Below are 23,009 nucleotides of genomic sequence, written 5' to 3' on the forward strand. Positions count from 1 at the left end.
ATTTTATCTGTTGTCATACCCGGAATAGTATCTTTTAGCATAGAAATCCAATACGGCCATATAATTATACAAAATGCTATTAAGGAATACCTATGAATGTAAGCATTGGAATGAAAGCCCCTGATTTTACCGCAATGACAACATTCGGACCTATAAAATTATCCGACTACAAAGGACACTGGGTCATACTGTTCTCCCATCCAGGAGATTTTACACCAGTATGCACTACCGAATTTATTGCTTTTGCACAGGCTAATGACCAATTTGAAGCTTTAAATGCTAAATTAATCGGTCTGAGCATTGACAGCAATCCATCTCATCTTGCATGGGTAAACCAGATCTATCTGCTGACAGGAATTCAGATTCCATTCCCAATTATAGCGGACCGAATGGCTGATGTGGCTAATCTGTATGGAATGATTGCTCCTGATGCTGCCAAACAGGAAACAGTCCGTAACGTCTTTTTCATCGACCCCGATCAGATCATTCGTGCAATACTTATCTATCCGCTTTCAAATGGAAGAAATATCTGTGAAATCATACGGCTTTTAACAGCCCTTGAAACAACAGACCGGTGCAGCGTAGTAACTCCTGCAAACTGGGAACCCGGCAGTCCTGCCATGGTTCCTCCGCCTCGTACTTACGACCAGCTTCTGAATCGAATCAATGACCCTAATGCAGAAAACCTGAATTGTATGGACTGGTTCTGGTGTTATAAAGATAAGCCCTGCTGATCCTTTTTCAATATAAAAAACCTCCAAGTTTAATCCTGAAGGTTTCCATTATGACCTATCCGAGAATCGAACTCGGGTTTCCGCCGTGAGAGGGCGGCGTCTTGACCGCTTGACCAATAGGCCAGTACGAATATAATTCATACAAAATCGAGGCGACAAGATTCGAACTTGCGACCTCTGCGTCCCGAACGCAGCGCTCTACCAAACTGAGCCACGCCTCGATTACGTTACGTAGTATAATATAAATCTGAGACAATGTCAACAGTATTTTCAAAATTTTTTATTTTTTTTTAAATTCTGGAAAAATAGCATCAAAATTCAGTAACTCTTTTAATCACCAGCTGCAGAACGCAATCCCCTGTTCTGCAGCTGAAACAGCTTTATGCCAGATCGAAAAGAGACAGCTGATTGGATTCGGGAAGATCGCCGAGAAGACCCAGATCGCCCATCAGATCGCAAACTGTCTTGCTGACCTTCGTCCGGTTTCTGAAATCCTCTCTTGATAAAAATCTTCCATCCTTACTTGCATCCACGACCGCATCTGCCGCTTTTTCTCCCAGTCCATCGATGCTGCTTAAAGACGGCATTAATTTTCCGTCAATAATCTGGAAATGTCTGGCTTTCGCCTGGTAAATATTAATAGGGATAAAATCATAACCCCTGGCATACATTTCCTGAACAATACGCATATCCCGAAGAGTGTCCTGCTCTTTCTTAGAAAGAGTATCAATCCGTTTCCTGTAATCAGCCAGATAATGCTCCAGCTTTTCTCTACCCTGGCACATCAGCTCGTAACTGAAGCCATTGGCCCGGATGCTAAAAAAGGACGCGTAATAGGCCAGCGGATAGAATACTTTACAGTAAGCGATTCTCCATGCCATCATAACATATGCGGCTGCATGGGCTTTTGGGAACATGTATTTGATCTTTTTACACGACCAGATATACCAGTCAGGAACTCCATGTGCCGTCATCTCCTCTTCCCAGTCGGGCTTCAGGCCTTTTCCCTTTCGCACACTTTCCATGATAGAGAAGGATAAACCTTCTTCCATTCCCATGGAAATTAAATATATCATAATATCATCTCTGGTACATATGGCAGTCTGGATGGTAGCTTTCCCTTCCTGGATGAGCGCCTGGGCGTTTCCCAGCCATACATCCGTACCGTGAGCAAGCCCCGCAATGCGGACAAGATCAGAGAAATATTTTGGCTGGGTATCAATTAACATCTGCATGGCAAAATCGGTACCAAATTCCGGCACTCCAAGCGCACCCAGTTTACATCCGCCAATATCTTCAGGAGTAATACCAAGAGCAGATGTGTCCTGAAAAAGTGACATGACTTCTCTGCTGTCCAGAGGAATATCCTTTACTGGGTCAAATCCGATTAAATCCTGAAGCATACGAATCATGGTCGGATCGTCGTGTCCCAGAATATCAAGCTTTAAAAGGTTATGGTCGATAGAATGATAATCGAAATGAGTGGTTACCGTCATGGTGGTCATATCATTGGCAGGTCTTTGTACCGGTGTAAAGGAATAAATCTCCTCACCATGGGGAAGAACGATAATTCCGCCAGGATGCTGGCCGGTGGTTCTTCTGACGCCAACACAGCCCTGTACAATCCGGTTAATTTCACAGTTGCGTTTTCTTACTCCATGCTCCTCGTAATAATTCTTTACATAACCAAATGCCGTTTTATCTGCAAGAGTACCGATGGTTCCTGCACGGAAGGTCTGACCCTTTCCGAAAATAACTTCCGTATAGTCATGTGCCTTACTCTGGTATTCTCCGGAGAAATTTAAATCAATATCAGGTTCCTTATCTCCCTTAAAGCCCAGGAATGTCTCAAACGGAATATCAAACCCATCCTTTGATAAGGGATGTCCGCAAACCGGGCATATTTTATCCGGCATATCACAGCCGGCCATGCCGGTAAATACCTTTACTTCTTCTGAATCAAAATCATAATAGTGGCAATTATCGCAGTAATAATGGGGACTGAGTGAATTTACCTCTGTGATACCTGACATATAGGCAACAAAGGATGAACCGACAGACCCTCTGGACCCCACCAGGTAACCGTCTTCGTTGGACTTCCATACCAGCTTCTGCGCTATTATGTACATAACCGCAAATCCATTGGAGATAATGGAATTAAGCTCCCGTTCCAGACGTTCCGTAACAATCACAGGGAGAGTTTCACCATAGATGGCATGAGCCCTGTCATAACAGATTTTTCTTAAATCTTCGTCTGAATTTTCAATGACCGGGGCACACTTGTCCGGCCGCACAGGTGATATCCTCTCACACATATCCGCAATTTTTCTGGTATTTTTTATGACCACTTCCTCTGCCTTGTTTGGGCCTAAATATTCAAACTCCCGAAGCATCTCCTCAGTCGTCCGAAGATACAGGGGAGCCTGGTCATCCGAGTCCTTAAAGCCCTGTCCGGCCATAATAATTCTCCGGTAAACCTCATCCTCCGGATCAAGAAAATGAACGTCACAGGTAGCGCAGACAGGCTTTCCAAACTGCTCTCCAAGGGTCACAATCCGCTTATTAATATCAATTAAATCCTGCTCTGTTTTTACCGTACTCTTTTCATCTCTTAACATGAATGCATTATTCCCAAGAGGCTGTATTTCCAGATAATCATAATAATTCACAAGCCTGGCTATTTCTGCATCCGGAATACCTCTTAGAAGGGCCTGATAAAGCTCTCCTGCTTCACAGGCAGATCCGATAATCAGGCCTTCCCTGTACTCACTTAGTACACTTTTGGGAATTCTCGGTCTTCTGGCATAAAAATCAATGTGGGAAAGGGAGATCAGGCGGTATAAATTAACCCTTCCCACATCGTTGGACGCAAGAATAATCACATGATAGGTGGGAAGTTTCTTAATCATGTCGGCTGACATGGTACTGAGTTTGTTTAATTCATCAAGTGTCTCAACCCCACGTTCCCTGAGCATTCTTACAAATGCTGCAAATATCTCTGCCGTACAGCCGGCATCGTCAACCGCCCTGTGATGGTTCGCCAGGGAAATATTTAAGGCTTTGGCTACCGTATCCAGTTTATACCTGTTTAAGCTGGGCAGGAGAAGCCTGGAGAGGGCCACTGTATCAATCACCGTAGGGTCAAATTCCAGCTGAAGCTTTTGTGCATTATAAGAGATAAAACTTACGTCAAAAGAAGCATTGTGAGCGACCAGAACCGAATCTTTGCAAAACTCCAGAAACTGAGGGAGGATCACATCAATCTTTGGATAAGGAAGCACCATACCGTCATTAATTCCCGTAAGCTGTTCGATCTCAAAAGGTATGGGTACGTCAGGATTTACAAACGTGCTGAATTTATCCCTGATTTTTCCGTCAATCACTTTTACTGCACCGATTTCAATAATCCGGTTTCTGGATGAACTGAAACCTGTTGTCTCAATATCAAAAACTACATAAGAATCAGAAAATGACTGATTTTTAGAATTCTCAACAAGCTGTTTTAAATCATCAACCAGATAGCCTTCCACTCCATAAATAACCTTAAATGTATCTCCCTTATCTAACGCATGGTTTGCATCCGGAAAGGACTGAACACATCCATGATCCGTAATTGCAATAGCCGGCATTCCCCATTTTTTCGCACGCTTTACCAGATCCTTTACTTCAGAAACGCCATCCATATCGCTCATCTTCGTATGGCAGTGAAGCTCCACACGCTTTTCTAAACTGTTGTCCGATCTTTTTCCGGTAAAATCTTCTGATTTTTTTATTCCAACAACTGATCCCAGGGTCAGCTCCCCATCAAACTTGTCTATGGTAGTCACACCCTTTATTTTGATAAAGCTGCCCTGAACAACTGCATTTTTTAAATCCTCAAGCTGTTCTTCCCTTGCAAACATTTTTACTGTAATGGTATCAGTAAAATCTGTTACATCGAAAATTATAATGGTCTTTCCGCTTCTTAATTCTCTGCTGTCTGTCATGATAATCTTGCCGCGGATCACAACTTCACCGATTTCCCCGTCAATCTTTTCGATTTCCATGGTTTCCTCTTCAAAATCTCTGCCATATAAAACATCCGGATTATCGGAACGGCGGCCATTATAGGAATTCTTACGGTAATCTTTCCATTCTTTCTTTCCCGATTCTGCCTCTGCTGCTTTACCAGCTTCCTTTTTATCTCCCTCTTTTTTTCCTCCCATGCGAAGCCCTGGAACAGAGGTCTGGGCTTCCTGCGTAAACGGAACTTCATCTGAATAGGAGGCTGCCAAAGAATCCAGAGGGCCATCTGCCATGGAAGGGCCGCCATATTCTTCGTCTGACAGATTTTTCTGCTGATTTCCAAGAGAGGTTCTGCTGACGATTTCTTCTACTTCCCGCTGCATCTGCAGTTCTTTCTGCTTTGCCAGGACATTCTCCTTCGGCGCAATAAACTCATACTGAACTTCAACAGGCAGACCGCATCTCTCATGAAAAATCTTTTCCAGCACGCGCTTTAGCTCTCCAGCTTTTTCATGAGTTACAATGGTATCTTCCACCGTCATCTTTAAAAGATCCGGCTCAGGGAACTGGCACTGCGCCTTTCGGAACATATTGTATTCTATGATACTGTAATTCTTAAGTTCCGCCAGAAGACTTTCCCGATAGATCTTCAACAGTTTCTGGGGCGTATACTGGCCGGAAAGACGGAACCGTTCAATAATCTTAATTGTAATCTGCTTCGATGGAAACAGCTGCTCTTTAATTCCTTTTTCCAGGCTGTAAATGTTTTGTTTATGGATCAGTCTTGGACTGTTTAAATAAACACGAATAGAGCTTCTATCCCTGTTTGATGTGACCTTTTCCACATCTACCAGATTTAAAAGCTCTCGTAATTCGTCTGTAATATGTAAATTTGGAAAAACTTCCAGAAATTTCTTTGCCATTCTGTCACCTATTGCATTTTCATAAGCTCTTCCTGAAGGGCGCTAAGAAGTTCTTCTTCCGGAACCTTTCTGATTACTTCTCCTTTTTTAATAAGAAGTCCTTCTCCGATTCCGCCGGCAATACCGATATCTGCTTCTTTTGCTTCACCTGGGCCGTTTACCACGCAGCCCATAACTGCAACTTTAATATCCAGGTGATCGTAAGAAGAAACCATATCTTCCACCTGATTTGCCAGTGAAATCAGATCAATTCTGGTTCTTCCGCAGGTAGGACAGGATATCACCTCTACTCCTCCCCGCCTAAGCCCCAGGGTTCTTAAAATTGTCTTAGCCGCCTTTACTTCCTCAAGCGGGTCACCGGTAAGAGACACACGAATGGTGTCGCCGATTCCCTTATGAAGAATAATTCCCAGTCCAACAGAAGATTTGATGGTTCCTGATATAAGAGTTCCCGCTTCTGTTATACCGACATGAAGGGGATAATCCGTCTGTTCTGCTATCAGTTCATGGGCTTTGATACACATAAGTACATCAGAGGACTTAATACTGATAACCAGATTTCCATAGTCCATCTCTTCGATCATGCGCACCTTGTTTAATGCGCTTTCCACAATGCCCTCTGCAGTAACTCCCCCATATTTTTCAATGAGATTTTTTTCAAGTGATCCGCTGTTTACTCCCACGCGAATGGGAATCTGGTATTCTTTTGCCTTATCCACAACTGTGCGGACACGGTCCAGAGAGCCGATATTTCCTGGATTAATCCGGATCTTATCAGCCCCTGACTCTATGGAAGCCACAGCCAGCCGATAGTCAAAATGAATATCAGCCACCAGCGGTATACTGATCTGTTTCTTAATTTCCCTGATAGCTGCCGCTGCTTCCATATCCGGAACTGCAACTCTGATAATATCACATCCGGCAGCTGTCAGCTTTTTAATCTGACTGACTGTTGATGCAACATCCTGAGTTTTCGTATTGCACATGGATTGGATCAGAACCGGATTGCCGCCACCGATGACCCGGTCTCCGATCTGAATTGTTTTCGTGTGATCCCTGTTCATAAGCGCCTCCATTCCCATGCTTTTATCAGGTGAATCTGCTGATATCATTAAACACTACAAAAATCATCAGCGCCATCAATGCAGCCATGCTGATCATATTTACAAGGCCCTCTTTTTCCGGGTCCATTCTTTTTCCGCGGATTGCTTCAATTATTAAAAACAGCAGTCTCCCTCCGTCAAGTGCCGGTATTGGGAGCAGATTCATCACACCTAAGTTGGCGCTTAAAAGGATACACATGCTGATAACATTCATAAGTGCCGCAACCACGCTGACAGTAAGCCCCGCTTTTACGGAATCGTCGATCATAACCACAATTCCCACCGGTCCGCTTAAGTCCTTTACGCTGGCTTTACCTGTAAAAAGCATCCCAAGGCTCTTCACAGTCAGCTTTACGTCATATTCCATCTCCATATAACCATGCTTAATCAGTTCACCGGCATTCGCTGCCTTTTTATTCTCAGGCGCAATCAAAATACCGATCAGATATTTTTTACTTTCTTCTGAATATTGGGGGGTAACGGTAACAGTCTGAATTTCCTGATTTCCTGTTTGTGGATCTGTTCTTGAAAACTCCACCTGGTTCATCTTCTCATCCGGTTTCATCAGTTTGTAAAGAATGTATTCCTGATACAAGGAAACTTTTTCTCCGTTAATTTTTAACAATTTATCCCCGGAACGCATTCCTGCTTCAAAAGCAGGCGAACCTTCCGTTACTTCTTTTATATAAGTGATATCATAACCGCTCATTCCCACCAATACCAGAGAAAGCAAGAAGGCAAGAATAAAATTAAAAACAGGTCCCGCCGCAATTACGGACATCCTTGCAGGGATTGATTTATTCTGAAATGCCCGTTCATCCGGATTTTCTTCATCTTCTCCCAGCATCATGCAGGATCCGCCTAAAGGAAGCAATTTAATGGAATACGTTGTCTCTCCCTTTTTAAAGTGTAAAAGGCGGGGGCCCATACCTATGGAAAATTCCACCACTGCGATACCATTCATTTTTGCAAATATAAAATGACCCAACTCGTGAATCAAAACAATTAAACCGAATACAAGAATTGCTACGATAACACTGGACAATTCACCACCTGCTTTCTATATAGTCATAAGCTGCAGCCTCTGCTTCAAGAATCTCTTCCACACTGGGATTCTCTTTAACAGTATGCCCGTTCATCGCTCCCTCTATCATATCTGTAATAGTAAGATATGTAATTTCCCTGTTCAAAAATCTGGCAACTGCCATTTCGTTTGCAGCATTAAAAACAGTTGGAAGCGTTCCGCCGGTACATCCGGCCTGATAGGCAAGTTTCAATCCCGGAAAATTAACCAGATCCGGTTTTTCAAAATTAATCTGGCCAATGGACCAGAAATCCAGACGGTCTCCTTTTAAATATCTCCGTTCCGGATAATAAAGGGCATATTGAATAGGAAGTTTCATATCCGGAGTTCCCATCTGGGCCATAACTGCTCCGTCTTCAAATTCCACCATGGAATGAATGATGCTCTTGGGCTGAATCACAACCTGTACCTGATTCATCTCCACATCAAACAGCCATTTGGCTTCCATTACCTCAAGACCTTTATTCACCATGGTAGAGGAATCTATGGTAATCTTCCGTCCCATGGACCAGTTTGGATGATTGAGCGCATCTTCCACCTTCACATTCCGTAACTCTTCTCTTGTCTTTCCCCGAAAAGGACCGCCGGATGCGGTCAGCAATATCTTATGGATGGATTTTTTGTCTTCCCCGTTGAGACACTGGAATATAGCACTGTGCTCACTGTCTACCGGGAGAATCCTGACACCCATTTTCTTTGCCAGAGGCATAATGATGTGGCCGGCAGTTACCAGAGTTTCCTTATTGGCAAGGGCAATGTCTTTCCCTGCTTCCATCGCCGCTATGGTTGGCCGGATTCCAATCATTCCAACTACTGCCGTAACAACAATTTCTGAAGATTTTTCCACAGCAGTCTCAATTAACCCCTCCATTCCGGAAACAATGCGGACAGGAAGATCTCTTACCAGGACTTTCAGTTCCTTCGCCTTTTCTTCTTCCCAGACACATGCTGTCTTTGGCCGGAATTTTCTGATCTGTTCCTCCAGCAGACGAATGTTGCTGCCTGCAGCCAAAGCGGTAACTTCAATATCCCCTTGGTTCTCCACCACCTCCAGGGTCTGCGTTCCAATGGATCCTGTTGATCCCAGGATTGCTATTTTCTTCATCTTATGCTGTATACTCCTTTTCTTTTCCTTAATTCCGCTTTCAGACAATTCTTTGTTGATTTTATCGTATAAATGTAACTACAAAATAGATGACAGGTGCTGTAAAAAGCATACTGTCAAAACGATCCAGTATACCTCCATGCCCCGGTATCAGCTTTCCATAGTCCTTCACCTGATGATCCCTCTTTATTGCAGAAGCAGCAAGATCGCCGACAGGTGAAATAATCGCTGCAAATGCACACGCCAGAGTGCAGGTGATCTGAGGATAATCAAGTACAGTCATTGACTCACCAAATACAGTAGCATATAAAAATCCCAGTAAAGATGCGCCTAAGATACCGCCGATTGCACCCTCGATGGATTTATGAGGGCTGAGTACCGGGGCAAGTTTGTGCTTTCCTATGAGATTTCCAACACAGTATGCACAGGTATCACACCCCCAGGAACTTAAAAATACCAGCCAAACCAGGTACTTCCCGTCACTCATGGTTCGGACCTGATATAGGTAGGATAACATAACTGCTACGTAAAAAAATCCAAAAAACGCTCCAGTTACTTCTTCTGTCTTATATTTAGGAAATGCAAAAACATAAACACATAAAAGAAGCATCATAAAAACGATTGACATATATAATGCATACTGCTGCATATGAAACCATAACAGCCCGTAATAAACAACAACGATAAAATATCCCATATATCCCATGGGATGATCGTGAATCTTAAGAACACGATACAGCTCATACAAACCAATCATGGATATGAAAATCGTCGTCGCAAACAGCAGGAGCCCACCACTTCCCACTGTTATAAGTGCGATCAAAACAAGAACAATTCCGCTTATCAGCCTGGTTGTAAACATCCCGCTTCCTCCCTCGTGATCACTTCACTCCTCCAAATCTCCGTTCTCTGCTATTATACGCCCAAATAGCCTTTTTCATTTCTTCCATATTAAAATCAGGCCAATAGCAATCAGAGACATATAACTCGGTATATGCCAGCTGCCATAAAAGATAATTAGACAGCCGTAACTCTCCGCTGGTACGGATCAGAAGATCCGGATCAGGAATATCATTTGTATCCAGATAACCGGCAAATTTCTCTTCCGTTAAAGATTCCGGTGTAATCTTTCCATCTCTGGTATCTTCCATGATCTTTCTGGCAGCCCGGACGATTTCATCACGTCCGCCATAATTTACTGCAATCACAAAGGTCAGACCTGTATTATTCTTCGTTTCTTCCACCAGGCGTGCGATTCCCTCCACAATATCAGAGTCAAAACGTTCTATGTCTCCAATCATCTTTACCCGCACATTGTTCGCTTTTGAGACCTTTAACAGTCTTACCATATAATAGCGGAACAGCTGCATGAGTGCACCCACTTCCTCAGTGGAACGCTTCCAGTTTTCTGTTGAAAAACCGTAGACTGTTAAATATTTTATACCCAGTATCGCCGCATCCTCAACTGTTTTTTCCACAGTAATACAGCCTTCCTTATGCCCCATACTTCTGGGAAGTCCCCGTTTTTTCGCCCATCTTCCGTTTCCGTCAAGTATGATGGCGACGTGCTCTGGAATTATTATATTATCCAATTCTTTATCCATAAAGTATCACTCCTTTTAAAACACAAAACAGGACAGGCATAATGCCTGCCCCCCTGTTTATTTTATACAGTAAGAAGATCCTTTGACTTCTCATCAGTTGCTTTTTCAATCTGCGCAACCATTCTATCTGTTAATTTCTGAATCTTGTCTTCTGCATCAGTCAGTTCATCCTCAGAAATCTCTTCTGCTTTCAGCTGTTTTTTAAAGGAGTCATTGGCATCACGGCGAATGTTACGGATTGCGATCTTCGCAGCTTCTCCCTTTTTCTTTACATCTTTTACAAGATCTTTTCTGCGTTCTTCTGTCAGTTCCGGAAATACCAGACGAATCACGTTGCCGTCATTGGTAGGATTAATTCCCAGTTCAGATGTAAGGATTGCCTTTTCAATGGCTTTTAACAGGCTCTTTTCCCATGGCTGAATCACGATCATACGTGCTTCCGGAATTGTAACATTACCAACCTGCTGGATTGGTGTTGGAGTTCCATAATAATCCACTTTGATCTTATCCAATACATGGGGATTGGCACGTCCTGCGCGGATCGTCATAAAATCATTCTCCAGCGCTTTTAATGTCTTGTTCATTTTATCTTCATATACCTGTAAACTCTCCTGCATATCGTCCTCCTGTTTTATGCGGTCACGATTGTACCGTTTATTTTTCCCTGCATTGCATTGGCAATGCCATCTTTTTCATTCAAACTGAATACCGCAAGGGGCATCTTGTTTTCCATACACATAATGGATGCAGTCAGATCAATTACACCAAGCTGCTTTTCTATTACTTCATGAATGGATATCTCATCAAATTTAACCGCATCCGGGTTCACCTTTGGATCGCTGTCATATACTCCGTCTATGGCTTTTGCAAGCAGGATACAGTCAGCATCCATCTCGATGGCGCGTAGTGCAATTCCCGTATCAGTGGAAAAATATGGATGACCGGTGCCTCCGGCAAAGAATACCACCTTTCCTTCTGAAAAATACTGATTTGCCCTGTCTTTGGAAAACAGCTCCGTCATGGCGCCACACTCAAATGGGGTCAGAATCCGGGTTTCCATTCCTGCATTCCTGAAAATTTCCGAAACATAAATGCAGTTCATAATGGTAGCAAGCATGCCAATCTGGTCTGCTTTTGTGCGGTCAATTGCATTACTGGTTCTGCCTCTCCAGAAGTTTCCTCCGCCTATGACAATTCCTAACTGAACGCCAGCATCAACGGATATCTTAACCTGCCGTGCAACCTCTTTAACAGTGGCCTCTTCGTAACCGGTCTTACTGGAACCGGCAAGAGCTTCCCCACTGAGTTTTAATAATACACGTCTTGGATTCATAGCTTAAACTCTCCTGTACTTTTGTATTGTCTTAAAAGATTATAGCATACTTTTAGATGGTTGGAAAGAGGAAGTTTCCCAGCATTAAGATTGTAAGCGCAACAAAAAACACCTGGATATTATATCCAGATGCTTTTCGTCTGTATATTAAAACTTATTCCATGGTAGCATACTGGAAGAACCAGAAGCCATATGGAGAATGCCATGTTCCTTTTAACTTCGGATTCTGTAACCAGAATTCATTGTAGTATGCAAGAGGTGCAACTGCTGCATCATCAAGGATCATTTTCTCAGCCTCATGGAGTTTTGTATAATGCTCATCAAGATCTGCAGTAGAGTTAGCCTCATTTAACAGTTTGTCAACTTCAGGATTGCTGTATTTTGCATTGTTGTTTCCGCTTGTTGACATCATCAGATTAAGCATGTTGGATGGATCATCGTAATCATATACCCAGCCGTCACGTGCTGTCTGATAATCGCCTGCACGACGGGTTGGTGTAAAGGTAGACCACTCAACTACTTTGATATCCATGTTAATTCCAAGTGTTTCTTTCCAGCAGCTCTGTAAATACTCTGCAACCGGTTTATGATATGCGATATCATTGATCATATATTCGAAAGTCGGGAATCCCTTGCCATCCGGATAACCGGCTTTTGCAAGTAATTCTTTTGCTTTTGCAACATCTGCTTCATGATTCTTCGTATTAAAGAAATCTCCGCCGTTGATTTCTCTTGTTACATCTTCAAAGAATTTTCCCTCTTTTGCATCAGTGATACCAGGTCCAACGAAGTTGGTAGCTGGAGAAAAGGTTCCCTGCATTACGGTATTAGCTACATAATCACGGTCAACCGCAAGGCTTAATGCCATACGAACGTCAGGATTGTTAAATGGTTCTTTCTGATTCTGGAAATCAATATAGTAAGTACCCATTAACGGTTCAACGTGGAAATCTTCTTTTCCTCTTAAACCTGGTACTTCTTCTGTAGGAACATCCTTGATCAGAGCAACTTCACCTGTCTGATAAGCGCTGTAAGATGCATTGGAATCTTCCATAAGAACGAACTTCAAAGTATTTACAGTAACTTTATCGGCACCCCAGTAATTTTCATTCTTAGCAAATGTCATATGGGAACCTGGTACCCATTCAATCATCTTGAACGGACCATTGGAAACATAAGTTTCAGGTTTTAATGTCCACTGATCGCCATTTGCCTCAACTGTTGCCTTCTGAACAGGGGACATGGTTGCATGTGTAACCAGCTTTGTGAAATAAACACAGGGAACAGCCAGTTCAACAACAAAAGTCTTATCATCCGGAGCAGTCACTGCAAGTGCATCAGGATTTCCTTCAGATGCTTCTTTATAACCTTTCACATATCCTAACATATCAGCACCATATGGAGCTGCTGTTTTCGGATCTGCAATTCTCTTCCATGCATATACAAAATCATTGGCAGTTAATGGAGAACCATCACTCCATTTTAAACCATCACGAAGATGGAATGTATAGGTAAGGCCATCCTCTGATACATCATAGGATTCTGCCTCTCCTGGGACAATCTTATTGTCCTGATCAACAATAAGCAGAGTTTCGAATGCCTGTACAATAATGTTCGCACCATCAACAGCACTATTTAAAGCAGGATCAATGGTCTCCGGATCCGGTCCAATCTGCACCGCAAGATCAAGGCCTGTAGTTGTTCCTTCCGCGGGGGCTGCAGTCTCGCCATTTGCTGCTGCAGTTGTAGTGGCTTCTGCGCCAGTTGTGGGCTGAGCTGATTTACTGCCGCCGCAAGCGGTAAGTAACAGACCAGATGCCATAACTGCTGCCAGTACAAGTGACATTTTTTTCATAGTTATTCCTCCTATAAAATTATTTTAATTAACGCAGTAGCACTTTATCCGGCTACTGCGCCAATTCATTTACTAAGCATAACATAAAAGCAGCAAAAGTTCAATCAGATTTTAATTCACTTTATCCAGATGATGGCAGGCAGCGTAATGTCCGGAGGAGACTTCTTTCCATTCCGGTTCCTGCGCCGCACAGAGCTCATCCGCATAAGGGCAGCGGGTACGGAATCTGCAGCCGGATGGCGGATTGACTGGGCTTGGCACATCTCCTTCCAGCATAATTCTCTTCGATTTCCGGCTTGCTTCCGGATCTGCAATCGGAATTGCTGATATCAGACTCTTCGTATATGGATGTACGCTGTGGAAAGTGAGTTCGTAACTGTCGGCAAGCTCTACCATCTTTCCTAAATACATAACTCCGATACGGTTGGAGATATGTTTTACTATAGAAAGATCATGAGCAATAAATAAATAGGTTAAGCCTCTTTCTTCCTGAAGCTGCTCAAACATATTTACTACCTGTGCCTGAATGGAAACATCCAACGCAGATACAGGTTCATCACAGACAATAAACTGAGGATCTACTGCCAGTGCACGGGCGATTCCCACACGCTGGCGCTGACCGCCTGAAAATTCGTGAGGGTAACGGTTTGCATGTTCCGAGTTTAGACCAACCGTGGAGAGAACAGAAATGATCTGCTCCTGGCGCTCTTTTCTATTAGCGGCCAGATGATGAATATCAATCGCCTCACCGATAATATCTCCTACTGTCATACGGGGATCCAGACTTGCATATGGATCCTGGAATACAATCTGCATCTTCTGACGGTATGGAAGCATATTGACCTTTGTAATATCTTTTCCTTCAAAATAAATCTTTCCTTCTGTTGGCTCATAAAGACGCAGCAGGGTTCGTCCCGTGGTTGTCTTTCCACAGCCGGATTCTCCTACAAGTCCCAGAGTTTCTCCTTTTTTTATACCAAATGAAACATTATCAACAGCCTTTACCACTTTCTTTTCAAATAATTTGCCACCGGCAACAGGGAAGTACTGCTTTAAATTTTCAACTTCTACCAGATATTTTTGATCCATTATGCATCTCCCTTCTGCGCCTGTTGTTTTTCAAACTCCTGTTTCTGCATAAGCCAGCAGGCGCTGTAATGAACTTCAGATATATCTGTATAAGGCGGCATTTCACGAAGGCAAATCTTCATACAGGATCTGCAGCGGGGCGCAAACGGACAGCCGGCAGGAGGATTGAGCATATCCACAGGACTTCCTTCAATCGGGATCAGCTTGCTGTGTTCTTTTTCAGTCAGTTTCGGAATGCTTCGGATCAGACCTTTCGTATATTCATGGCATGGATTGTAGAAAATATCATTGGCATCTCCATACTCCACCACTTTTCCTGCATACATAACAGCGATGCGGTCACACATGTTGGCAACAACACCCAGATCGTGAGTGATCATGATGATTGCCATGCCAAGCTTTTCCTTTAACTCCATCATCAATTCCAAAATCTGCGCCTGTATCGTAACATCAAGAGCAGTTGTCGGCTCATCCGCAATCAGAAGCTTTGGCTCACACGCCAGCGCAATCGCAATCATAACTCTCTGGCGCATACCACCAGACAATTCATGAGGATACTGCTTAAGACGTTTCTCCGGCTCATTGATACCAACCAGAGTCAGAAGCTCTTTTGCTCTTTCCTTTGCCTGATGAGAGTTTTTATTTGTGTGAAGCATAACAACCTCACAAATCTGATCTCCAATTGTATATACCGGATTTAAGCTGGTCATTGGATCCTGAAAAATAATTGATATTTCATTTCCACGGATTTTACGCATTTCTTTTTCCGTCATCTGATCAATCTGATGTCCGTTAAACTGAAGGGAACCTCCCAGTAAACGGCCGGGATATGCAGTAAGTCCCATGAGGCTATAGGCAGTTACAGATTTTCCTGATCCTGATTCTCCAACAATTCCAAGAACTTCTCCTTCACGCAAATGAAGGGAAACATTATTTAAAGCCTTAACTTCCCCCGCCGGAGTAAAGAAAGAAAGACGTTCATTCTCAATATTAACTAAATATTCACTCATCGTTTCTTCCCTCCTTTAATCTTTCAGTTTCGGATCGAACGCATCCCGAAGACCGTCACCCAACAGATTGAAACTTAAAATAATAACTGAAATCATGAGTGCCGGAGCAAATAAACGGTGCGGATAACTCTGCAGACCATTTAATGCCGCACTTGCAAGACTTCCCAGTGAAGGCATGGGCGCAGCCACTCCAAGACCAAGGAAGCTTAAAAAGCTCTCAGTAAAGATGGAAGAAGGAATCTGAAGTGTTGTAGTTACAATCAATGTACCAATACAGTTGGTAAGCAGATGCTTTTTAATAATATGACCGCTGGAAGCGCCGAGAGCTCTTGCAGCAGTTACATATTCCTGCTCTTTTAAAATAAGAATCTGGCTCCGCACAATACGCGCCATACCAACCCAGTAAAGCAGGGCAAATACAACGAAGATACTGATCAGGTTCACACCAATTACCTGAATCCACTCAAAACCCGGTTTTTGAGCCAGCGCTTTTAACGGCTGATCAAAAGCTACAGATAAAAGTACAATGATTAAAATATCGGGAACGGTGTAAATCATATCCACAATACGCATCATAATCATATCCACCCAGCCTCCGAAGAAACCAGCAATGGAACCGTAAAGAGAACCGATCAGTAAGATAATGGCAGAAGCAACCAGGCCGACAATGAGGGAAACTCTGCTTCCCATCATAACGCGGACTGCATAGTCACGTCCCAGGTTATCTGTTCCCAAAACATGAGGGAATACGCTCTCCCCCGAATCCATAGAAGCCAGTTCTTTTGCAGAATACTGCATAGGCGCTAAGTTTTCGCTTCCGCGAATCTGCTGTTCATAGCTGTATGGATATAACTGAGGTACTACAAATGACAGGATAAATACAACGATGATTACAAACAGGCTGATCATCGCAATTTTATTTTTCTTCAGACGTCTGATTCCATCTTTCCAGAATCCGACACTTTTCCGCATGACAGTAAGGCTTTCTTTTTCCGCATCACTGGCAAGGAGAAAGTCTTCCACATTTAACTGTAATGATAATTTATTCTTTGGCATCCTCTTTCTCCTTTCTCTTACTTCAGATTGATACGTGGATCAATGAATTTATAAGCGACATCAACCAGCACATTCATCACAACCATCAAAGCAGCGAGGAAAATTGTAGTGCCCATAATAAGAGGATAATCACGTCCTGTAATGGAACCAATAAATTCAGATCCGAGCCCCGGAATGGTAAATATTTTTTCAACAATAAAGCTTCCAGTTACCGTGTAAGCCAGCAGCGGTCCTAAATATGTAACCACTGGAAGAATGGCATTACGAAGTGCATGCTTGAAAATACTCACCAGCTGGGAAAGACCTTTTGCACGGGCTGTTCTCATATAATCCTGTCCCATAACATCCAGCATGGAAGAACGCATCAGTCTTGCAATGTAGGATGATGGGTAAAGAGCAAGTGCCATAACCGGCATAATATAATTCTTCCATGATCCAAGCCCAAACGTAGGCAAGAGACCTAACTTTAAGCTGAGAACATACATAAGTATGGTACAAACCACAAAACTGGGAACTGCGATTCCACAGGTACTGAATACAATAATGATATTATCTACGATTGTGCCTCGTTTGAACGCAGCAATGCTTCCAAGGGGAACGCCAACCATTACTGCTGCCAGAATTGCCATTCCTCCGATTCTTGCGGAAACAGGGAATTTTGAGCCAATAATCATGTTGACAGTACGTCCACGCTGTTTCACACTCAATCCTAAGTCTCCATGCAGAATATCTTTCATATAAGTTACATACTGTTCACTTAATGGTTTATCTAGTCCATATTTTTCATTTAATGCCGCCTGGGCCTGTGGGCTGATTGCCTTTTCTGACATGAATGGTCCTCCTGGTACCATGTTCATGACAAAAAATGTTACCGTAGCAACAGCAAAAATCGTTATAATCGCCATAGCAATACGTTTTATAATATATTTAGCCACTCTCATCAACTCCTTTTGTTGTAATGTCCGTCCGGCTGGAAACATATGTCAATCGGAAACGGACACTGTTTGAATAGAAAAATCCCATGGATACCCATGGGATTCCCCCCAGAATCCTGTTACAAGATTACTGCATCTGTTTTGCAACTTCTTCTGCAAAGTTCTCTTCTTTCTTCTCAAGGCCTTCGCCTGTTTCGAAACGTACAAACTTTCTAACTTCTACTTTTCCGCCAACTTCTTTAGAAACCTGCTCTAAATACTTGCCAACTGTTAAGTCTCCGTCTTTTACATAAGCCTGATCTACCAGACAGAACTCTTTTAATTCCTTATTCAAACGACCAACAATCATCTTCTCAAGAATGGAATCTGGCTTGTCAGGATTTTCATTCTTAGCCTGAACCTTTAAGATTTCCATTTCATGGTCAATGAATTCCTGAGAAATTTCTTCTCTCTTTACATACTTTGGAGTTAAAGCAGCGATCTGCATTGCTACGTTCTTTAACGCTTCTTTAACAGTATCATTAACAACTTCTGCACCAGCTTCAATCAGAACGCCGATTCTTCCGCCGCCATGAATATAATCAACAACTACGCCATCAGTTGTAATCTTTTCGAATCTTCTGATATTCATATTCTCGCCAATAACAGAGATCTGGCTGGATAAAGCCTGAGCTACTGTTAATGAGCTGTCACTGATCCATGGCTCAGCCATGAATGCATCCATATCCTTTGCTTCAGAAGCAAGAACCTGGGAAACCACGTCAGCTACATAACCCTGGAACTGAGCGTTCTTGGCAACGAAGTCTGTCTCACTGTTTACTTCTACGATAGCTCCGGCTTTTCCGTCTTCACTTACTACAGTTGTAACAACGCCTTCTGCGGCAATTCTTCCTGCCTTTTTAGATGCAGCTGCAAGTCCTTTTTCTCTTAAAAACTCAACTGCCTTGTCCATATCACCGTCAGTCTCTGCAAGCGCTTTCTTGCAGTCCATCATACCTGCACCGGTTAACTCTCTTAATTCTTTTACCATTCCAGCTGTAACTGCTGCCATTTGTTTTTCCCTCCATCATCGATTAAACGTCATTGATATTGCAAAAGGTCTGTTCATAAAAATATGCTTCGACCCGCCATACAGCAGACCGAAGCATACGTTCGTCTGAATCTTAAGCTTCTACAGTCTCTTCTAACTCCTGAGCTGCTTCTGCTTCCTCAGCTACTGCCTCGCCCTGGTTTGCTTCGATTACTGCGTCTGCCATCTTGGATACAATTAACTTGACAGCTCTAATCGCATCATCATTACCTGGGATTACGAAATCAAGTTCTTCAGGATCACAGTTTGTATCAGCAATGCCGATTAACGGAATGCCCAGTGTGTGAGCTTCCTGAACGCAGATTCTTTCTTTCTTGGGATCTACAACAAAAATCGCATCCGGAACTTTCTTCATATCTTTGATTCCGCCTAAATTCTTCTCTAACTTTTCCCATTCTTTCTTGAGAGCAATTACTTCTTTCTTAGGAAGTACATCAAATGTACCATCCTGAGACATTGTCTCAATCTGCTTTAATCTTGCAACTCTGGACTGGATTGTCTTGAAGTTTGTCAGCATACCGCCCAGCCATCTCTCGTTTACGAAGTACATACCGCAGCGCTCTGCCTCAGATTTGATCGCATCCTGAGCCTGTTTCTTTGTACCAACAAAAAGGATTTTTCCGCCTTCTGCAGCAATATCAGATACTGCTTTATAAGCTTCATCTACTTTTACAACAGACTTCTGTAAGTCGATGATGTAGATACCATTTCTCTCTGTGTAAATATACGGAGCCATCTTAGGGTTCCATCTTCTGGTCTGATGACCGAAGTGCACGCCAGCTTCTAAAAGCTGCTTCATTGAAATAACGCTCATGTTATTACCTCCATTGGTTTTACTTCCGTCCGTTTCTTTTGCTTCCGAGGAGACCATATCCTGGCACCTTCCTCTGGAATCCGCAGACGTGTTTTTTGTAAGCCTTGCTAGTATAGCACAATATTTTTAACGATGCAAGTAATTTTTAATATTTCATGTCCAAATCAGAAGATTTCTGTCTTGTATCCGCAAAAAAAGGTAATCATTGCTGATCACCTTTTTTAAGCTTTTCTATGAACTATAAATCTTTTATATCGCGGCGTTCCGGAATGATTTTTGTATTACCTGCCTTGATGGATTTCAGCTCATCAAATACCACATCATTCAGGACCTTAATATAGGTACCTTTCATACCGGAAGATCTGGATTCGATAACACCGGCACTTTCAAACTTCCGCAGCGCATTGACAATAACAGAACGGGTAATCCCGACACGGTCTGCAATTTTGCTTGCGACAAGAATGCCTTCATTTCCATCCAGTTCCTCGAAGATATGTGTGATCGCTTCCAGTTCCGAGAAGGATAAGGTGCTGATGGCTGATTTCACAATCTGTACCTTTCTGGTTTCTTCTGCATTCTCTTCGTTTACTGACCTCATCATCTCAAGTCCTACGACAGTAGTGCCATATTCGCTTAAAATTATATCGTCTATGTCATACTGTGAATCCGATTTATAAATAAACAGAGTTCCAAGTCTCTCCCCTGCTATATCAATCGGTGTTATAATAGCCTGATATTTTCTGATGTTGTCACCGGTAAAACCAAGCGTTTCCAGGTTTACATTTTCTTTTGTAGACAGAATACTGAGCAGTCGTTCATTCAGCATAGTATCGACATAACCGCCTACCTGGTCTGCAATCAGTTCCTGAATCTCTTCGATGTCAGACGTGAGACCCACGCCAAGCACCTTACCCTTCTTGCTGATAACAAGAATATTGGAATTCAGGATCTCGGTAAGCACTTCACAGATATCGTTAAATACGACCTTATGCGAATTATTGTTATGCAATAATTTGTTAATTTTTCTAGTTTTGTCCAACAACTGTACGCTCATTGCCGAAAACCTCCTTTATAATTGATGTGAAATTTCGAAAAACGCTTTTAATAATTAAATATTATCACTATTATTTTCAAATAACAATAGTTTTTTGAAGATTTTCGATTTTCTTAATAATTTTTCTATTTCCCTATTTATCCGTGCTGTATCCGCACTGTTCATTGGAACATAATAACTTATTACCTTTTTCAACCATATAGGAACCGCATTTAGGGCACTTCTGGGTGGAAGGCTTTTGCCATGACATAAAATCACAGTCAGGATTTGCCTCGCAGCCATAATAAATTCTGCCCTTCTTTGTCTTCTTAATCACTACATCCTTACCGCACTTTGGACATGGAACTCCTGTCTTTTCCAGATAAGGTTTCGTATTCTTACATTCCGGGAAACCGGGACATGCAAGGAATTTTCCGTGAGGTCCATATTTAATAACCATATTCCGGCCGCACAGTTCACAAACTTCTTCTGTCACTTCATCGGCTATTGTAACAGATTCCAGTTCTACCAGTGCCTTATCAACCGCATCCTTTAAATCAGGATAGAAATTTTTCACTACCGTCTTCCACTGTACCGTTCCATCTCCCACTTTATCAAGAAGATATTCCAGATTCGCAGTAAATGTGATGTCTACAATGCTGGGGAAGCTTTGTTTCATCATACTGTTGACAACTTCTCCCAGTTCTGTCACGTAAAGATTTTTATTTTCTTTTGCCACATACCGTCTGGCTATTATCGTTGTAATTGTAGGAGCATAAGTACTTGGACGTCCAATTCCCTGTTCTTCCATGGCTTTTACAAGCGATGCTTCCGTAAAATGAGCGGGGGGCTGGGTAAAATGCTGGCTGTTTTCCAGCTTCTCCAGTTTAAGTATACTGCCTTTTTCCAGATTTCCAAGAAGAATATTGTTTTCTTCTTTTTCTTCTTCCTGCACATAAACAGACATAAATCCATCAAATTGAAGTTTTGAAGCGGAAAGCGTAAATAAATAGCTTCCTGCTTTTACCTTCACAGAGGTAGTCTCATACACGGCAGGCTGCATTCTGCTGGCTGCAAATCGCTTCCAGATCAGCTGATAAAGACGGAACAGATCTCTCTGAAGGGATTCTTTTACGATCACCGGTGTCAGGGTAATGTCCGTAGGACGAATCGCCTCGTGGGCATCCTGTATCTTAACATTGCTTTTCTTGTTCTGTTCTCCGTTTGCCAGATAACGGCTGCCGTACTGCTTCTCTATAAACTCCCTGGCTGCTACATCAGCCTCTTCTGCGATTCTGGTAGAATCAGTTCTCAAATAGGTGATGAGACCTACGGTACCATGACCGGCAACTTCAACGCCTTCATATAACTGCTGAGCCAGACGCATGGTCTTTTGAGTTGAAAAATTAAGTACCTTGGAAGCTTCCTGCTGAAGAGTACTGGTCGTAAATGGAATGGGCGCTTTCTTTACCCGTTCCCCTGCCTTTACCTCGTCAACCTGGTATTCTTTCTTGTGTAGACCGGCAAGTATGTTATCCAGTTCTTCCTTATTATGAATGGTAATTCTTCCATTCTTATCTCCATAGAATTTTGCCTTCAGTGTCTTCTTGCTTCCATCCTGCTTTAAGTCCGCATCCAGATTCCAGTATTCCTCCGGTATAAAAGCATTGATATCCTCTTCCCGGTCGCAGATCAGACGAAGCGCAACAGACTGAACGCGTCCGGCACTCAGTCCTCTTTTTACCTTGGCCCATAAAAGTGGGCTGATCATATATCCAACCATTCGGTCCAGAACTCTTCTGGCCTGCTGGGCATCTACCAGATCCATATCAATCGCTCTTGGAGTTTTTAAAGAGGTTTTCACCGCATTTTTGGTAATTTCATTAAAGCTGATCCGGTATACCTGTTTTTCTTTCAGCTCATCTAATTTCAGAGCTTTCATTAAATGCCAGGAAATCGCTTCTCCTTCACGGTCAGGGTCGGTTGCGAGATAAATCTTATCTGCTTTTTTAACTTCTTTTCTCAGCTTTGCAAGTATATCCCCTTTTCCCCTGATCGTTATATATTTTGGATCAAAATCATGTTCTACATCGATTCCCATCTGACTCTTGGGAAGATCCCTTACATGTCCATTGGAAGCATCTACTTCATAGTTTGCCCCAAGGAACTTTTTTATAGTTTTTACTTTTGCGGGTGACTCCACAATTACTAAACAGTTCGCCATACCAAACTCCTC

General features: G+C 42.7%; 18 protein-coding genes and 2 tRNA genes. 1 reads left to right on the forward strand and 19 read right to left on the reverse strand.

Annotated features, from left to right (window positions below; translation table 11 throughout):
• The first annotated feature begins 92 nt into the window (after positions 1–92).
• On the forward strand, positions 93–734 hold the full coding sequence (locus tag V7D18_RS07890) for a peroxiredoxin (RefSeq protein ID WP_426153117.1): 642 nt from the start codon (positions 93–95) through the stop codon (positions 732–734).
• Positions 735–785: 51 nt separating this feature from the next.
• On the opposite strand, the gene V7D18_RS07895 is transcribed toward V7D18_RS07890, so the two are convergent.
• The 19 genes from V7D18_RS07895 to topA all read right to left on the reverse strand — a co-directional run bounded on the left by V7D18_RS07895 (position 786) and on the right by topA (position 22,997).
• Positions 786–857: transfer RNA gene (locus tag V7D18_RS07895), tRNA-Glu, on the reverse strand.
• 24 nt (positions 858–881) lie between these two features.
• Positions 882–955: transfer RNA gene (locus V7D18_RS07900), tRNA-Pro, on the reverse strand.
• A gap of 159 nt (positions 956–1,114) precedes the next feature.
• Positions 1,115–5,662 carry a PolC-type DNA polymerase III gene (locus V7D18_RS07905; RefSeq protein ID WP_426153119.1) on the reverse strand — a complete coding sequence of 1,516 codons (4,548 nt, stop codon included), beginning with the start codon at positions 5,660–5,662 and terminating at the stop codon, positions 1,115–1,117.
• Between the two features lie 8 nt (positions 5,663–5,670).
• Positions 5,671–6,738: a flavodoxin-dependent (E)-4-hydroxy-3-methylbut-2-enyl-diphosphate synthase gene (ispG, locus tag V7D18_RS07910; protein ID WP_426153218.1), complete on the reverse strand. Its 1,068-nt coding sequence runs from the start codon at positions 6,736–6,738 to the stop codon at positions 5,671–5,673.
• A gap of 13 nt (positions 6,739–6,751) precedes the next feature.
• Positions 6,752–7,810 carry an RIP metalloprotease RseP gene (gene rseP / locus V7D18_RS07915; protein ID WP_426153121.1) on the reverse strand — a complete coding sequence of 353 codons (1,059 nt, stop codon included), beginning with the start codon at positions 7,808–7,810 and terminating at the stop codon, positions 6,752–6,754.
• A gap of 1 nt (position 7,811) precedes the next feature.
• The gene (locus V7D18_RS07920; protein ID WP_426153123.1) at positions 7,812–8,954 is read right to left on the reverse strand and encodes a 1-deoxy-D-xylulose-5-phosphate reductoisomerase; all 1,143 of its coding nucleotides are present in this window, start codon (positions 8,952–8,954) and stop codon (positions 7,812–7,814) included.
• Between the two features lie 61 nt (positions 8,955–9,015).
• Entirely contained in the window at positions 9,016–9,816 is an 801-nt protein-coding gene (locus V7D18_RS07925) for a phosphatidate cytidylyltransferase (RefSeq protein WP_426153125.1), read from the reverse strand.
• A gap of 19 nt (positions 9,817–9,835) precedes the next feature.
• The gene (locus V7D18_RS07930; RefSeq protein ID WP_426153127.1) at positions 9,836–10,558 is read right to left on the reverse strand and encodes an isoprenyl transferase; all 723 of its coding nucleotides are present in this window, start codon (positions 10,556–10,558) and stop codon (positions 9,836–9,838) included.
• A 62-nt stretch (positions 10,559–10,620) separates the two neighbouring features.
• Complete coding sequence (frr, locus tag V7D18_RS07935; RefSeq protein WP_426153129.1) at positions 10,621–11,175, reverse strand: ribosome recycling factor; 555 nt, start codon at positions 11,173–11,175, stop codon at positions 10,621–10,623.
• Between the two features lie 14 nt (positions 11,176–11,189).
• On the reverse strand, positions 11,190–11,891 hold the full coding sequence (gene pyrH / locus V7D18_RS07940; protein WP_426153131.1) for a UMP kinase: 702 nt from the start codon (positions 11,889–11,891) through the stop codon (positions 11,190–11,192).
• A 154-nt stretch (positions 11,892–12,045) separates the two neighbouring features.
• Positions 12,046–13,746 (reverse strand): peptide ABC transporter substrate-binding protein, encoded by a 1,701-nt coding sequence (locus tag V7D18_RS07945; RefSeq protein ID WP_426153133.1) that lies wholly within the window; start codon positions 13,744–13,746, stop codon positions 12,046–12,048.
• Positions 13,747–13,857: 111 nt separating this feature from the next.
• The gene (locus V7D18_RS07950) at positions 13,858–14,835 is read right to left on the reverse strand and encodes an ABC transporter ATP-binding protein (RefSeq protein ID WP_426153135.1); all 978 of its coding nucleotides are present in this window, start codon (positions 14,833–14,835) and stop codon (positions 13,858–13,860) included.
• Complete coding sequence (locus tag V7D18_RS07955) at positions 14,835–15,845, reverse strand: ABC transporter ATP-binding protein (protein WP_426153137.1); 1,011 nt, start codon at positions 15,843–15,845, stop codon at positions 14,835–14,837. The genes V7D18_RS07950 and V7D18_RS07955 overlap by 1 nt, the downstream gene beginning before the upstream one ends.
• Before the next feature lie 15 nt (positions 15,846–15,860).
• Positions 15,861–16,901 carry an ABC transporter permease gene (locus V7D18_RS07960; RefSeq protein WP_426153139.1) on the reverse strand — a complete coding sequence of 347 codons (1,041 nt, stop codon included), beginning with the start codon at positions 16,899–16,901 and terminating at the stop codon, positions 15,861–15,863.
• Between the two features lie 17 nt (positions 16,902–16,918).
• Complete coding sequence (locus V7D18_RS07965; protein WP_426153141.1) at positions 16,919–17,836, reverse strand: ABC transporter permease; 918 nt, start codon at positions 17,834–17,836, stop codon at positions 16,919–16,921.
• Between the two features lie 127 nt (positions 17,837–17,963).
• Positions 17,964–18,887: a translation elongation factor Ts gene (tsf, locus tag V7D18_RS07970; RefSeq protein WP_426153143.1), complete on the reverse strand. Its 924-nt coding sequence runs from the start codon at positions 18,885–18,887 to the stop codon at positions 17,964–17,966.
• Positions 18,888–18,999: 112 nt separating this feature from the next.
• Positions 19,000–19,740, reverse strand: a complete 741-nt coding sequence (gene rpsB, locus V7D18_RS07975) for a 30S ribosomal protein S2 (RefSeq protein WP_117418479.1) — start codon at positions 19,738–19,740, stop codon at positions 19,000–19,002.
• Between the two features lie 238 nt (positions 19,741–19,978).
• Complete coding sequence (gene codY, locus V7D18_RS07980) at positions 19,979–20,794, reverse strand: GTP-sensing pleiotropic transcriptional regulator CodY (protein WP_426153146.1); 816 nt, start codon at positions 20,792–20,794, stop codon at positions 19,979–19,981.
• A 133-nt stretch (positions 20,795–20,927) separates the two neighbouring features.
• Entirely contained in the window at positions 20,928–22,997 is a 2,070-nt protein-coding gene (gene topA, locus V7D18_RS07985; protein WP_426153148.1) for a type I DNA topoisomerase, read from the reverse strand.
• Positions 22,998–23,009 lie beyond the last annotated feature (12 nt).

Origin of the sequence: Lacrimispora sp. 38-1 (assembly GCF_049890855.1) — a bacterium.
Taxonomy (GTDB): Bacteria; Bacillota; Clostridia; order Lachnospirales; family Lachnospiraceae; genus Lacrimispora.

Coding starts and splice junctions, on each gene's coding strand:
- V7D18_RS07890 (WP_426153117.1), top strand. CDS start 93: ATGAATGTAAGCATTGGAATGAAAGCCCCTGATTTTACCGCAATGACA.
- V7D18_RS07905 (WP_426153119.1), bottom strand. CDS start 5,662: ATGGCAAAGAAATTTCTGGAAGTTTTTCCAAATTTACATATTACAGAC.
- ispG (WP_426153218.1), bottom strand. CDS start 6,738: ATGGAGGCGCTTATGAACAGGGATCACACGAAAACAATTCAGATCGGA.
- V7D18_RS07920 (WP_426153123.1), bottom strand. CDS start 8,954: ATGAAGAAAATAGCAATCCTGGGATCAACAGGATCCATTGGAACGCAG.
- V7D18_RS07925 (WP_426153125.1), bottom strand. CDS start 9,816: ATGTTTACAACCAGGCTGATAAGCGGAATTGTTCTTGTTTTGATCGCA.
- V7D18_RS07930 (WP_426153127.1), bottom strand. CDS start 10,558: ATGGATAAAGAATTGGATAATATAATAATTCCAGAGCACGTCGCCATC.
- frr (WP_426153129.1), bottom strand. CDS start 11,175: ATGCAGGAGAGTTTACAGGTATATGAAGATAAAATGAACAAGACATTA.
- pyrH (WP_426153131.1), bottom strand. CDS start 11,891: ATGAATCCAAGACGTGTATTATTAAAACTCAGTGGGGAAGCTCTTGCC.
- V7D18_RS07945 (WP_426153133.1), bottom strand. CDS start 13,746: ATGAAAAAAATGTCACTTGTACTGGCAGCAGTTATGGCATCTGGTCTG.
- V7D18_RS07950 (WP_426153135.1), bottom strand. CDS start 14,835: ATGGATCAAAAATATCTGGTAGAAGTTGAAAATTTAAAGCAGTACTTC.
- V7D18_RS07955 (WP_426153137.1), bottom strand. CDS start 15,845: ATGAGTGAATATTTAGTTAATATTGAGAATGAACGTCTTTCTTTCTTT.
- V7D18_RS07960 (WP_426153139.1), bottom strand. CDS start 16,901: ATGCCAAAGAATAAATTATCATTACAGTTAAATGTGGAAGACTTTCTC.
- tsf (WP_426153143.1), bottom strand. CDS start 18,887: ATGGCAGCAGTTACAGCTGGAATGGTAAAAGAATTAAGAGAGTTAACC.
- rpsB (WP_117418479.1), bottom strand. CDS start 19,740: ATGAGCGTTATTTCAATGAAGCAGCTTTTAGAAGCTGGCGTGCACTTC.
- codY (WP_426153146.1), bottom strand. CDS start 20,794: ATGAGCGTACAGTTGTTGGACAAAACTAGAAAAATTAACAAATTATTG.
- topA (WP_426153148.1), bottom strand. CDS start 22,997: ATGGCGAACTGTTTAGTAATTGTGGAGTCACCCGCAAAAGTAAAAACT.